The organism is Pallidibacillus pasinlerensis (genome assembly GCF_009996845.1).
Lineage (GTDB): Bacteria > Bacillota > Bacilli > Bacillales > Caldibacillaceae > Pallidibacillus > Pallidibacillus pasinlerensis.
Genome location: NZ_JAACYS010000081.1, coordinates 1 through 13,859, shown reverse-complemented (window position 1 = coordinate 13,859; position 13,859 = coordinate 1). Strand labels below are relative to the sequence as shown.

The 13,859-nt window shown below is 34.9% G+C and carries 13 protein-coding genes, 1 tRNA gene, 1 rRNA gene, 1 other RNA gene and 1 other annotated feature; of the genes, 12 read left to right on the top strand and 4 right to left on the bottom strand.

Annotation, left to right across the window (positions count from 1 at the left end; genetic code table 11):
- Positions 1 to 30: 30 nt before the first annotated feature.
- Positions 31 to 146, top strand: a 5S ribosomal RNA gene (gene rrf / locus GW534_RS14055).
- 149 nt (positions 147 to 295) lie between these two features.
- On the opposite strand, the gene GW534_RS14050 is transcribed toward rrf, so the two are convergent.
- Positions 296 to 1,261: a YaaC family protein gene (locus tag GW534_RS14050; RefSeq protein ID WP_161921624.1), complete on the bottom strand. Its 966-nt coding sequence runs from the start codon at positions 1,259 to 1,261 to the stop codon at positions 296 to 298.
- A 110-nt stretch (positions 1,262 to 1,371) separates the two neighbouring features.
- On the opposite strand from GW534_RS14050, the gene guaB reads away from it, so the two are divergent.
- From guaB to GW534_RS14030, 4 genes are all read left to right on the top strand, one after another.
- Positions 1,372 to 2,838 (top strand): IMP dehydrogenase, encoded by a 1,467-nt coding sequence (gene guaB, locus GW534_RS14045; protein WP_161921623.1) that lies wholly within the window; start codon positions 1,372 to 1,374, stop codon positions 2,836 to 2,838.
- Positions 2,839 to 2,992: 154 nt separating this feature from the next.
- Entirely contained in the window at positions 2,993 to 4,315 is a 1,323-nt protein-coding gene (locus GW534_RS14040) for a serine hydrolase (protein WP_407670487.1), read from the top strand.
- A gap of 48 nt (positions 4,316 to 4,363) precedes the next feature.
- Positions 4,364 to 4,593, top strand: a binding site (T-box leader).
- A 57-nt stretch (positions 4,594 to 4,650) separates the two neighbouring features.
- A complete protein-coding gene (gene serS / locus GW534_RS14035) occupies positions 4,651 to 5,925 on the top strand; it encodes a serine--tRNA ligase (protein ID WP_161921621.1) in 1,275 nt (424 codons plus the stop codon).
- A gap of 142 nt (positions 5,926 to 6,067) precedes the next feature.
- Positions 6,068 to 6,160, top strand: a tRNA-Ser gene (locus GW534_RS14030).
- 227 nt (positions 6,161 to 6,387) lie between these two features.
- Here the strand turns inward: GW534_RS14030 and GW534_RS14025 are convergent.
- From GW534_RS14025 to GW534_RS14015, 3 genes are all read right to left on the bottom strand, one after another.
- Positions 6,388 to 7,056, bottom strand: a complete 669-nt coding sequence (locus GW534_RS14025; RefSeq protein WP_161921620.1) for a deoxynucleoside kinase — start codon at positions 7,054 to 7,056, stop codon at positions 6,388 to 6,390.
- Positions 7,056 to 7,691: a deoxynucleoside kinase gene (locus GW534_RS14020; RefSeq protein ID WP_161921619.1), complete on the bottom strand. Its 636-nt coding sequence runs from the start codon at positions 7,689 to 7,691 to the stop codon at positions 7,056 to 7,058. Before GW534_RS14020 ends, GW534_RS14025 begins: the two co-directional genes overlap by 1 nt.
- A gap of 260 nt (positions 7,692 to 7,951) precedes the next feature.
- Positions 7,952 to 9,232, bottom strand: a complete 1,281-nt coding sequence (locus GW534_RS14015) for a glycoside hydrolase family 18 protein (RefSeq protein ID WP_161921618.1) — start codon at positions 9,230 to 9,232, stop codon at positions 7,952 to 7,954.
- 117 nt (positions 9,233 to 9,349) lie between these two features.
- Between GW534_RS14015 and tadA the strand changes: the two genes are divergently transcribed.
- From tadA to GW534_RS13980, 7 genes are all read left to right on the top strand, one after another.
- Positions 9,350 to 9,844, top strand: a complete 495-nt coding sequence (tadA, locus tag GW534_RS14010) for a tRNA adenosine(34) deaminase TadA (protein ID WP_161921617.1) — start codon at positions 9,350 to 9,352, stop codon at positions 9,842 to 9,844.
- A gap of 89 nt (positions 9,845 to 9,933) precedes the next feature.
- Positions 9,934 to 10,199, top strand: an RNA gene (ffs, locus tag GW534_RS14005) — signal recognition particle sRNA large type.
- 139 nt (positions 10,200 to 10,338) lie between these two features.
- Entirely contained in the window at positions 10,339 to 12,027 is a 1,689-nt protein-coding gene (gene dnaX, locus GW534_RS14000; protein WP_161921616.1) for a DNA polymerase III subunit gamma/tau, read from the top strand.
- A gap of 18 nt (positions 12,028 to 12,045) precedes the next feature.
- Positions 12,046 to 12,366, top strand: a complete 321-nt coding sequence (locus GW534_RS13995; RefSeq protein ID WP_161921615.1) for a YbaB/EbfC family nucleoid-associated protein — start codon at positions 12,046 to 12,048, stop codon at positions 12,364 to 12,366.
- Between the two features lie 17 nt (positions 12,367 to 12,383).
- Entirely contained in the window at positions 12,384 to 12,980 is a 597-nt protein-coding gene (recR, locus tag GW534_RS13990; RefSeq protein ID WP_161921614.1) for a recombination mediator RecR, read from the top strand.
- Positions 12,981 to 13,041: 61 nt separating this feature from the next.
- Positions 13,042 to 13,269 (top strand): YaaL family protein, encoded by a 228-nt coding sequence (locus GW534_RS13985; RefSeq protein ID WP_161921613.1) that lies wholly within the window; start codon positions 13,042 to 13,044, stop codon positions 13,267 to 13,269.
- A gap of 127 nt (positions 13,270 to 13,396) precedes the next feature.
- Positions 13,397 to 13,660 carry a pro-sigmaK processing inhibitor BofA family protein gene (locus GW534_RS13980; RefSeq protein WP_161921612.1) on the top strand — a complete coding sequence of 88 codons (264 nt, stop codon included), beginning with the start codon at positions 13,397 to 13,399 and terminating at the stop codon, positions 13,658 to 13,660.
- Positions 13,661 to 13,859: the final 199 nt, after the last annotated feature.

The following is a 13,859-nucleotide window of genomic DNA, read 5'->3' as shown; positions in this document are numbered from 1 at the left end:
CCTGCAAAGGAGCAAAATCAATGTAGTTGGCTTGGTGACGATGGCGAGAAGGTCACACCCGTTCCCATCCCGAACACGGAAGTTAAGCTTCTCAGCGCCGATGGTAGTGAAGGATTTCCCTTTGTGAGAGTAGGACGTTGCCAGGCAAAATAAAAAACAGCGACTGTATAATCGCTGTTTTTTTGTTTTATAGAAAAATTAAATTACCTTAGAAAATGAGAGATTTTTTCTATAAACTATTTTAAATCTATTGTTGTACTAATTATAGATGAATGATTTTCTTGATCTTCAAACTTTATATATCGTTTATTAAAAATTGATTAATTAAAAAGGGTACCTTTTCTAAACATATATCTAAATATCTAATAATAAGTGGGTACTCTATAGAAGGTTTATGATGAATTAATTCTACCCACCAATCAATTTCGTATCTTGCAATCATGCTTAGATGATAAAGCAATAAATAGTGAATCATTAGTTCAGGGAAAAAACATAACTCTTTAGAATTTTTTATCCAGTAATATTCATTTTTATATAGATGAAACCGAAAAGGCAATTGTTCAATCGGCATAGTTGATTTTGTTTCGATGGTTACATAATGTTTGCCTCCTATATTTTTATTAACAACTGGCTGATTAAGTTTTGAGTTTAAAAAGTCAATAAATCGCTCTCCAGTCATATTAAAATAATCTAATAGTGCGTTTGAAATTAAATATGTATCGTTATCTTGTTGCGTCAACGGGAAAGCAATTGGTGTTTTATTCCAATTATGAAAATAACCACTTAATTCAGGAATTTCCTTTAGTAACGTATGGATTTTTATCTTTGTTCCTTCCAAATGTTTCATATGAAACATTTTGTCAGAAAAATGCGGAAATAGTCCGTTTTTCTGCAATTTAACCTCATCTTCTAGGTATTGGTAATTTTGTTTTTTTCTTTTTCTAGTTGAAACTCCGTGGGCTAAAACGGAACTCGATTCAGGATAATTAGGATCTACGGTTAATATACTCGCTTTAATTAAGAACACCATGCCGTAAAAAAGCAGTATCGGTTTAATATTAGTGGGGGATTTTTTACTTTGTTGGAAAAAACTCATTCCTTGTTCGATGTAATAAATTAAAGAGTAACTATTTTCATAACTTTTCCCTTGATCATTTGTTAGACCCATTTTTTTATACTTCATTAATAGGAGTTCCCGAGATGTATCAGCTGATGAAAGATATAGAAACTCATTCCAATACTGTTTAAAGTCGAAGGACAAATGAATACCTCCAATGTCAGAAAAATACAACTTATTAAAGACTCCTTGACAGTATTTTATCCAATTGGTAACCTACTAATTAATAAAATTTTCTGGAGGCGTATATTACAATGTGGGAAACGAAGTTTGCTAAAGAAGGTTTGACCTTTGATGATGTATTATTAGTCCCAGCAAAGTCAGATGTATTACCAAAAGAAGTAGATTTATCGATTCAATTAACTGAAACTTTAAAATTAAATATACCAATTATTAGTGCAGGCATGGATACAGTTACGGAAGCTGAAATGGCCATCGCGATGGCGAGACAAGGTGGTCTAGGTATTATTCATAAAAACATGTCAGTAGAAGAACAAGCGGAACAAGTTGATCGCGTTAAACGTTCGGAAAATGGTGTTATAACAGACCCATTTTATTTGACTCCAGAACATCAAGTTTTTGATGCTGAACATTTAATGGCAAAATATCGTATTTCCGGTGTGCCAATTGTAAATAATGAAACAGATCAAAAATTAGTTGGTATTATAACAAATCGTGATTTACGTTTTATTGAAGATTACTCTATTAAAATAGAAGAAGTAATGACAAAAGAAAACTTAGTAACAGCACCAGTTGGAACTACTGTGAAAGATGCAGCAAAGGTACTACAGAAACACCGTATTGAAAAACTTCCACTAGTTGATGAAAAGGGAATTTTAAAAGGCTTAATTACAATTAAAGATATTGAAAAAATAATTGAATTTCCAAATTCCGCTAAAGACAGCCAAGGTCGTTTACTTGTTGGAGCAGCTGTTGGTGTAACAAAAGATACAATGCATAGAGTGGAAGCTTTATACAATGCAAACGTCGACGTAATAGTTGTTGACACAGCACATGGACATTCTCAAGGTGTTATAAATACGGTTAAAGAAATTAAAGCGACTTATCCTAACTTGAACTTAATTGCAGGTAATGTGGCAACTGCTGAAGCAGCAAGAGAGTTATTTGAAGCAGGTGCAGATATTGTTAAAGTTGGAATTGGACCAGGTTCTATCTGTACTACACGTGTAGTTGCTGGCGTCGGTGTTCCACAAATTACAGCTATTTATGACTGTGCATCAGTTGCTAGAGAATTAGGTAAAGCGATTATTGCTGATGGTGGTATTAAATACTCAGGTGATATCGTTAAAGCTTTAGCTGCTGGTGGCCATGCGGTTATGTTAGGTAGTTTACTAGCCGGTACATCAGAAAGTCCAGGAGAAACAGAAACGTTCCAAGGACGTCGTTTTAAAGTATATCGTGGTATGGGTTCTATCTCTGCAATGGAAAAAGGTTCATCCGATCGTTATTTCCAAGAAGGAAATAAAAAATTAGTTCCAGAAGGTATCGAAGGTCGCGTACCTTACAAAGGTCCAGTAGCAGATACAATTTACCAAATGGTTGGTGGAATTCGTTCCGGTATGGGTTATTGTGGTGCGAAAGATTTAGCTTATTTAAGAGAAAATGCACAGTTTGTTCGGATGACTGGAGCTGGACTTCGTGAAAGTCACCCACATAATATACAAATTACAAAAGAAGCACCAAATTATACTATAAATTAAATTAGTAATTGTAATAGGAGAAAAATCCCATTTTTAGTGGGATTTTTTTTCTTAATTTGATAAGTCTATTTTTTTAAAAAAAGATATGTTAAACTAATCAAGGAGACAAATACAGAAAAATTTTATGACTTTGGAGGGAGATTTTTTGACAAAGATAATTAAAAGAATATTCATATATACGCTACTTAGTTTTTTTGTTTTACCAATGTTTATTGGAGCAGGAACAGTATCTGCTGCGAGTAACGACCCATTAAATTTACAAGGGGAAGCAGCAATTTTAATAGATGCGGATACAGGAAAAGTATTATATGAAAAAAATGCTGATCAACTGTTAGGCGTAGCTAGTATGTCTAAAATGATGACCGAGTACTTAGTTTTAGAAGCTATTGCTGAAGGTAAGATTCAGTGGGATCAAAAGGTTTTAATAAGTGAATTCATCCACAAGCTTTCAAATCCTAGCTTAGGTTTATCAACTGTTGGTCTGACACAAGGTGAAGAATATACTGTTAAGGAATTATATGATTCGATGGCGATTCATTCTGCTAACGCATCAACGGTTGCGTTAGCAGAATTAATTGCTGGTAGCGAAGAAAACTTTGTGAAAATGATGAATGAAAAAGCGGAAGAACTTGGATTAGAAAATTATCATTTCGTCAATTCAACAGGTTTAAATAATTCAGATATGTTAGGTCGACATCCGGCTGGAACAGATGTTAATGATGAAAATAAAATGACTGCTCGTGATACGGCTAAACTAGCGTATCATTTATTGAAGGATTATCCAGAGGTGTTAGACACAGCAAGTCAATCAGAATTGAATTTTAGAGGTACGGTTTATAAAAACTTTAACTGGATGCTTCCAGGATTAATTTTTGAATATGCTGGTGTAGATGGTTTAAAAACAGGTTCGACGAAATTTGCTGGATATGGCTTTACTGCTACAGCAGTACTTGATGGCCAACGATATATTTCTGTAGTAATGAAAGCACCAAACCAAGAGGCACGTTTTACAGATACAAGAAATATTTTAAACTATGCTAAAGGTAATTTTAATACGACAGAAATCGTTGCTGAAAAAGAAGAAATTGAAGGAAACGATGTTTTACATGTAGAGAAGGGGAAAGAAAACATCGTTAAAATTGCTCCAAAAGAATCATTAAATTTAGTTATAAAAAATGGTGAAGAAGAGAATTATAAAGCTAAGGTTGTTATTGATGAAGACAAGCTAAATGATAATGGTGCACTGATTGCTCCAGTAAAAAAAGGTGATGTCGTAGGTTATGTTACCTATGAATATACAGGCGAAGGTGAAGATTTAGGATTCCTTTATACGGATAAAACGGTTAAAGTCGATCTAGTAGCGACAGAAGACGTGGAAAAAGCAAACTGGTTCGTTTTAATGTTAAGAGGAATTGGTGAATTCTTTGTTGGATTATGGAACGGTATTACAACTACTGTTGCAGGCTGGTTTTCATAAGAGTTGATTATTTACAAATGATTCGCTAAAATAAGATTTAACTTCATAATGAAATCGATGAGAGGAAGTAGTAGTAAGTATGTGCTTTAAGAGAGCCGATGGTTGGTGCAAATCGGTAGCGGCAGCTTACGAATCCGTCCTCGAGAGTAGTACGTAAAGCCTGAAAAGGGAAAGTACTACCGGTGAAAAACCGTTAGATTAACTAAGAGGCAGACTAATTGATTTGGATTACTCTGCAATTAGGGTGGCAACGCGGGAAATTAACTCTCGTCCCTTTTATATAGGGACGGGAGTTTTTTATTTTATATAAAAAATATAGTTGGAGGAAAAAACAGATGTTAGATATCAAACTTTTACGTACAAACTTCGATGAAGTGAAAGCAAAGTTGCAACATCGCGGTGAAGACTTAACAGATTTAGACAAATTTGGTGAGTTAGATGAAAAGCGACGTAAATTAATTGTTGAAAGTGAAACGTTAAAAAGCAGAAGAAATGAAGTATCTAGTCAGATTGCTGTTTTAAAAAGAGAGAAAAAAGATGCTGATCATTTGATTAAAGAGATGCGTGAAGTTGGTGATCAAATTAAAGCATTAGATGATGAATTACGTGTAATAGAAGAAGAACTAAATAAACTATTACTGGCAATTCCTAACTTACCTCATGAAAGTGTACCTGTTGGAGAAACAGAAGACGATAATGTCGAAATTCGTACATGGGGTGAAGTACCAACGTTTGATTTTGAGGTAAAACCACATTGGGATGTTGCAACAGATTTAGGAATAGTTGATTTTGAAAGAGCAGCAAAAGTAACAGGAAGCCGCTTTGTATTTTATAAAGGTGCAGCCGCTAAGTTAGAACGAGCACTCGCATCTTTTATGTTAGATCTTCATACTGAAGAGCATGGGTATACAGAATTATTACCTCCTTATTTAGTAAATCGAAACAGTTTAATAGGAACTGGGCAATTACCAAAATTCCAGGAAGATGTGTTTTTAGTTGAAGAGGAGGATTATTTCTTAATTCCTACAGCAGAAGTTCCTGTTACAAACTATTTCCGAGATGAAATTTTAAGCATTGAAGATTTACCAACGAAGTTTGCTGCTTACAGTGCATGTTTCCGTTCAGAGGCTGGATCTGCAGGTCGTGATACAAGAGGTTTAATTCGTCAACATCAATTCAATAAAGTTGAATTAGTTAAATTTGTAAAACCGGAAGATTCTTATGGTGAGTTAGAAAAGTTAACGAAGGATGCTGAACGAGTATTACAGTTACTAGAACTTCCGTATCGTGTAGTAGCAATTTGCACAGGGGACTTAGGTTTTACTGCTGCGAAAAAATATGATATCGAAGTATGGTTACCAAGCTATAACACATACCGCGAAATTTCTTCTTGCAGTAACTTTGAAGATTTCCAAGCAAGACGTGCAAATATTCGCTTTAGAAGAGCACCAAAGGCAAAACCGGAATTTGTTCATACATTAAACGGTTCAGGTTTAGCTATCGGTCGTACCGTTGCAGCTATTTTAGAAAATTATCAACAACCAGATGGTCGTGTGAAAATCCCTGAGGCATTAAGACCGTATATGGGTGGTAAAGAATATATTGGTTAATTAGTATGGAATAAAAGAGGGGCGTAACTGGGTATTATAATATTGTCCAGGGGCGCCCTTTTCGTTTTAAAAAACTTACAGAAAAGATATTTTTTATATTGACAGTCAAAAATCTCTATGTTAATATAATAAAGTCCGAAACGGAGGAGTACCCAAGTCCGGCTGAAGGGATCGGTCTTGAAAACCGACAGGCGGGTCAAACCGCGCGGGGGTTCGAATCCCTCCTCCTCCACCATAACTTATACGCATAAAATTTGGAGAAATATAAACTGCCAAGCGATTAGTGGCAGTTTTTTTGTATTTACAAAAGTTTTCAATAAAAACGGACTGTCCAATAAGTCCAAACCAAGAACAATTTGATGTGAATCTGGCGGCGAATCCCGCGGAAAGCGTCCGCCAATGTAACGATTCATATCAAAAAGTTCTAAAAGACTTTATAAACAGTCACGTTTATCATATACCTTACATTTTAAACGTTCTTGATTCATTAAGGATGTAACCAATTTTACTAATGATTTCTTCTAAGGAAGAATCGTCTTTATGAAGATCATAATCATTAATATTAATACGTAATATTGGACATTCACGGAAGTTGTCAATCCAAATTGTATATCGCTCATACATCTCTTGCCAATATTCGACAGGTGTTTCTTGTTCCATTGGGCGCCCCCGTTCTTTGATGCGGGCAAGAACATCTTCAAAGGACCCTTCTAAATAAATGAGTATATCTGGGTGATGGAAAAATGGAGTCATTACCATAGCATCAAACAGACTTGTATATGTTTTAAAATCTTCTTCCGTCATATTCCCCTTTTCATACTGCATTCTTGCAAAAATTCCTGTATCTTCATAAATGGAACGATCTTGGACGAAGCCACCACCATATTCAAAGATTTTCTTAGCTTCTTTAAACCGTTCTGCTAAAAAATAAATTTGCAAATGAAAACTCCATTTTTTAAAGTCTTTATAATACTTGTCCAAATAAGGATTCGTATCAACTTTTTCAAAGGATGTACGGAAGTTTAACGCTTTTGCTAATGCATTTGTCATTGTCGATTTCCCCACACCTACTGTACCTGCAATCGTTATAACAGCATTATTCGGTATATTGTATTTTTCACGTAAGTTCATTAATTCTTAACTCCTTTTAAAAGCAATTTATCCAGTTGATCAAAAATATATTGTAAATCCTTTTTATTTTGGACGAAATCAAACTTGTCACCATCTATTGATAGAACTGGAATGTCCGGATTTTCCTCCATAAATTTATGGAAGTGATCCTCATAATCTTTGGATAGGTTCTGCAAATATTCTGGTGTAATATGTTTTTCGAATGCCCGTCCCCTTTTAGCAATTCGCTTTAATAATGTATCTAAATTTGCATGTAAATAGATGACAACGTTTGGTTGAGATAAATCTTCGGTTAAAATATGAAAAATTTGCTCATATTTATTAAAGTCAGCATGTCCAAGCGTTCTGTTGGCAAAAATTAAATTTTTAAATATATGGTAATCTGAAACTACGGGGATATTTTTATTTATATATTTCGTTTCGATTTCTTGGATTTGTTTGTATCGATTACAGAGGAAAAACATTTCTGTTTGGAATGCAATGCTATCCATATCTTGATAAAACTGATTTAAAAAAGGATTTTCGCTAACGATTTCCTTTAATAAGTGATATTGGTAATGATCCGAAATAGCTTTAGCGAGTGTAGATTTCCCAACTCCAATTGGACCTTCTACTGCGATAAATGGTATATTCATTAGTCAACTCCACACTTTACTTTATTTATAATAAGAAGTAACACATATTTTTACACTGAGAATTATTTTAACATAGGAATTAAAGAAAAAGTATACCTAAATATAGGAACTAAAATTTTACAATAGTGGTGTTAAATAAAAAAGAGACTAAACATGAATTTAGCCTCTAACGTTTCTGTGGCAGACGCTTTCTCCCGCCACCTCCACTTTTTATTTTTTTAACTTATATAGCTATTCAGTTTAAAAATATATTATTATGTTTATCTTTTTCTTACATTAAAATTCTCAGTTATGAGTAACCAGTTTTGTGGGAAAGATAATCCGAGTTTCCAATAGCTAATTCCTCGTAAGTTTAATTCTTTTATTAAGTTAAATTTCGCTTGGATACTGCGGGCATCTTCAAACCATACTTCATGTTGTTTTCCTTCTTCATCCGAATATTTAAAAAATGGGGCTTGTGCTTCATAGTCATACTGTATTGGAACATTGTATTGTGCGGCAAGCTCAATAGCTTGTTGTGGACTCAATGCTCGAGCAATGGTGCCTTCGACAAAAGGGAGGGTCCAATCGTAGCCATATAAATTTTGCCCCATCATGATTTTTTCCGCTGGCATTTCTGTTAAGGCATACTCTATAACGTCTCTTACAGGACCAATAGGCGAAACGGCCATGGCAGGTCCGCCACTGTACCCCCATTCATAAGTCATAATGACAACAAAATCAACAATTTCACCATGGGCACGATAATCATGGGCCTCATACCAGAGACCTTCTTGTTCCGCACTTGTTTTTGGAGCTAAAGCTGTAGATAATAACCAACCTTGCTCACTGAATCGCTGTTTAGCACGTCTTAAAAAGTTATTGTATGCATCCCGATCTTCCGGACGTAAAAATTCAAAATCAAAGTGAATATCACGGAAGCCATATTTTTGGGCAGTGGCAACGATATTGTCTAAAAATTTTGTTTGGATTTCTTGGTCATTTAATAATATACGTCCTAATTCATCACTAAATTGATCATTTTCTTGATTCGTAATTACCATCATTAGCACATTTCGATTAGCTTCAGCGATGGCTGGAAATTGATTAAGTGGAGGCTCTTTCAATGAACCATCCCGTAATGCTTGGAAGCTAAACGGTGCTAAATAAGTTAAATATGGAGCTGTGTCTCGTACGGCTTCTTCTAAGGCAGGAGTAACACTACCCCGCGGTTCAACGTAGGCATTAATTTCTTTTGTTACTTTAGGTAGGGGCGGTATATAAAGTCTAAATCCAACAGGGAGCGGAAAATTTACTGGAATTCCGTTTATTGATGCGAGTTCTTGATAATTTAGTCCAAAACGTTGGGCAATAGAAAATAAGGTATCACCTGGTTGGACCCAGTAGAAACTACCGATAATAGGAATAACGAGTGTTTGCCCAACTACTAATCTGTTTGGATTTGGAATTTCATTTGCCTCGATGATGTCATTAACTGTTGTATTATAAGCCTGAGCAATGCCGTACAATGATTGTCCTTGCTGCACAACATGAATTTGCATGGAATGACCTCCTAACTATATGACACTATAAAAAGTTTATGTATGAAATAGTAAAAAATGATTTATAATATAGAGTTTAGTAGTAGATATGGTCTTGCTTAAAAAGGAGAAGAAACAATGGATCGTGATCAATATTTTATGGAATTGGCGATAGAAGAGGCTTTAAAAGCGAAGGAAAAGAACGAGGTGCCCATTGGGTGTGTCATTGTTTTAGGAGATCAAGTGATTGCAAGAGGGCATAACTTGCGAGAAACAGAACAACAAGCAACAGCCCATGCAGAAATAATCGCTATTCAAAAGGCGTGTAAAGAAATTGGATCATGGCGTTTAGAGGATTGTGAGTTATATGTTACACTTGAACCGTGTCCAATGTGTGCTGGTAGTATTATTATGTCACGTGTAAAACGTGTTGTGTTTGGTACACATGATCAAAAAGGAGGCTGTGCAGGAACGTTAATGAATTTATTAACAGACGAACGTTTTAATCACCAATGTGAAGTAAAAAGTGGTGTTTTACAAGAAAAATGTGCTGCCTTACTAATAGACTTTTTCAAAAAACTTAGGTTAAAAAAAGCTAAGCAGAAGAAGATAAAAAAAGAAGGAAACAATTAACAGCAGTAAATCATTGCAATTTTATTATTAAATTAGTATACTAATTATGCGTCACAAAATAGACGCCTAAAAATTTGGTATCAACTTTGCCGTGCTAGGTGGGGAGGTAGCGGTGCCCTGTAACCCGCAATCCGCTCTAGCGGGACTGAATCCCTGTCCGAGGCTGTTTAACTGTAGGGCCTGTCTTACGTAAGTGGTGTTGACACCTGGGTCCTGCGCAATGAGAATCCACGAACCATGTCAGGTCCGGAAGGAAGCAGCATTAAGTGGAACCTCTCATGTGTTGCAGGGGAGCCTGGGTCGAGCTAACTGCGTAAGCAACGCCTATGGTTAGCAGTCGAAGACAGGTGCACGGCAGTTTAATACAAATACATAATCTGAGTGTCAAACATCCTTTTTTGAAAGGATGTTTTTTTATAGTAAATAATATAAAATATACGGTATAATAAGATGAAGGTGTTTCAATTGAAATTCGGTTCTTTAGGAGGGTAAAAATGAGTTACCAAGCATTATACCGCGTATGGCGACCGCAAGTCTTTGAGGATGTGGTCGGACAAAAACATGTAACAAAAACATTACAAAATGCCCTCTTACAACAAAAGATTACGCATGCTTACTTATTTACTGGTCCGCGAGGGACGGGGAAAACGAGTGCAGCAAAAATATTAGCAAAAGCAGTTAACTGTCGAAATCGAGGAGATTCAGCAGAACCTTGTAATGATTGTGATATATGTAAAGGTATAACGGATGGATCAAATCCCGACGTTATTGAAATAGATGCTGCATCTAATAATGGTGTTGAAGAAATACGTGATATACGGGATAAAGTGAAGTATGCCCCAAGTGTTTCTACATATAAGGTTTATATCATTGACGAGGTTCATATGTTATCGATTGGCGCTTTTAATGCTTTATTAAAAACATTAGAAGAACCACCAAAACATGTTATTTTTATTTTGGCTACAACAGAGCCTCATAAAATTCCACTGACTATCATTTCGCGATGTCAACGATTTGACTTCAAACGTATCCCACATCAAGCAATTGCTGAACGAATGAGATACATCATTGATGACTATGGTTATGAATATGAAGAAGAAGCATTACAAATGATTGCCAGGGCGTCTGAGGGTGGAATGCGAGATGCATTAAGTCTTTTAGATCAAACGATCTCATTTGGTCAAGAGGGGATTACGGTAAATGATGCTTTAGTAATCACAGGTTCTGTATCACAAAGTATCCTTAATGATATTGCTAAAGCTATTTTAGAAAAAAATCCTCAATCTGCTTTAGAGTTATTGCATAGTCTGTTAGCAGAAGGAAAAGATCCGGTCAGAATTGTAGAGGATTTCATACAATACTATCGTGATTTGCTTTTATATAAAAACTCACCTACGATGCAAGACTATTTAGAGCGTGTTATTGTGGATTCAGAGTTTGAACAAATTTGTGAGCAATACGATATAGACTTTGTCTATGAAATTATTGATCGATTCAATAAAGTACAACAAGAAATGAAGTGGACTAATCATCCGAGAATTCTGTTAGAAGTTTGTTTTGTACAATTATGTCAAAATAATTTTTCTACCCAACATACTGTATCAGATGAAAAAGTACTGCAGCTCGAGCAAAAAATAACATTTTTAGAGGAACAATTACAGCAACTAAAGGTAAATGGAATTCAAGCTCCAACACAGCAAGAAGAGGCTGCCCCTGCGAAAAAAGCTCGACCAAGTAAGAAGGGTTTCCGTGCACCAGTAGGGAAGATTGAAAATGTACTTGCCAAGGCTACAAAGCAAAATTTACAATTAATTAAGGGAAATTGGGGTTCTATTTTAGAAAAACTCAAAAGGTCCCATGCTGCCTTATTGAATGATGCAGAACCGGTAGCCGCATCTGAACTAGGTTGTGTTGTAAGTTTTAAATATGAAATACATTGTCAAATGGCAATGAATAATCACGAGTTTGTGAATATAATGAATAGCCTATTGTATCAAACATCAGGACATCAAATGGAACTTATTGGGGTTCCTGAGGAGCAGTGGCAAGAATTAAGAGAATCGTTTTTGAGTCAACATCGTGATTTATTAAAAGAAAAGAATCAAAGCAAAACAGAAGGCGATCCTTTAATTGAAGAGGCAAAGAAACTTTTTGGTGAAGACTTAATTGAAATAAGAGACTAATATTTGGAGGTAATGAAAATGCGTGGAATGGGAAATATGCAAAATATGATGAAACAAATGCAAAAAATGCAAAAGAAAATGGCTGAAGCTCAAGAAAAATTAGGTGAAGAAAGAATTGAAGGAACAGCAGGTGGCGGAGCAGTTACAGTTGTTGTATCCGGTCATAAAGAAGTATTAGAAGTAAGATTAGATGAAGATATTGTTGATCCAGAAGATGTAGAAACACTTCAAGATTTAATTCTTGTTGCAACAAATGATGCACTTTCAAAAGTTGATGAAATCGTAAATAAAACGATGGGACAATTTACGAAAGGTATGAACATCCCTGGTCTATTTTAATAGGAGGCACCATGTGAATGTATTATCCGGAACCGATAAGTAAGTTAATTGATAGCTTCATGAAATTACCCGGAATTGGCCCGAAAACAGCTACCCGATTAGCCTTTCATGTAATAAATATGAAGGAAGATACGGTTTTAGAATTTGCTAAAGCCCTTGTTAATGCAAAAAGAGATTTAACATATTGCTCTGATTGTGGACATATAACAGACCGCGATCCTTGTTATATTTGTGGCGATAAAAGTCGTGATCAATCCATTATATGTGTTGTTCAAGATCCGAAAGATGTTATTGCAATGGAGAAAATGAAAGAATATCAAGGATTATATCATGTATTACATGGTTCCATCTCGCCGATGGAAGGGATTGGTCCAGAAGACATTAATATTCCTTCATTATTAAAAAGACTACAGGATGAAACTGTCCAAGAGCTTATTTTGGCGACAAACCCAAATATCGAAGGGGAAGCAACGGCAATGTATATTTCTAGGCTAGTAAAACCTTCTGGTATTAAAGTAACAAGAATAGCTCATGGATTACCGGTTGGCGGCGACTTAGAATATGCCGACGAAGTAACATTGTCAAAAGCTTTGGAAGGTAGAAGGGAAATTTAATATTAACCGCTATTTAAGGAAAAATATATTTGGGATTGGGGCCTGTAAGGGGGAGTAATGAGTGCTCTTCAAAAAAAAGGGAAAGTTAAAAAAAGAGTACGATCAAAAGTTATTATCCCAAATTGATGAGATGCGTTCAAAATGGCTTAATCAAAAAAATATTTGGGAGAAAAGTTTCGACATAAACGAAGATTTAGAATATAAGGTGAAAATCTCAAAGCTAAAGTATTATTATTTATTTAAAGAAGCTAAAGTGAGAAACATTAAATTAGATATAAAAAATAAATAAATTTTAACAAAGACCATTGATTGCAATACTAAATTAGTAAATGCAAATACATTGGTCTTTTTTTATTGAATTTGCATATATATGGAATGTACAAGCATACAAATTTCTTCTGTAAGGAGGTTAAACAGTGGAGCCAATTTGGGTAGTTGGGATTATTTTAGTAACAATCTTCTTATTATTAGTTTTCGGTTCGACATTAAAATCATTAAAACTTGTTGGACAAGGGATAATTAAAATATTGATAGGTGCCTTTCTTTTATTTTTCTTAAATGCTTTAGGAAGTAATTTTGGTATTCATATTCCAATTAACTTCATAACAGCAGCTATTTCGGGCTTTTTAGGTATTCCAGGTTTAGCAGCTTTAACGGTTGTTCAAGTATGGATAATATAAAATATATTAAATGTAAAAAAATACCAATTGAAATTGGTGTTTATTTTTGTTAATATAATATTCGTCAGTTGTTACGAGAACTTAAAAAAAGATTTTCAAAAAAACAGTTGACGCGTTATTAGATTCATGATAGTATAAATGAGTCGTTAAAAACAAATGATTTTGAACCTTGAAAACTGAACAAGACAAAGCGTTTTAA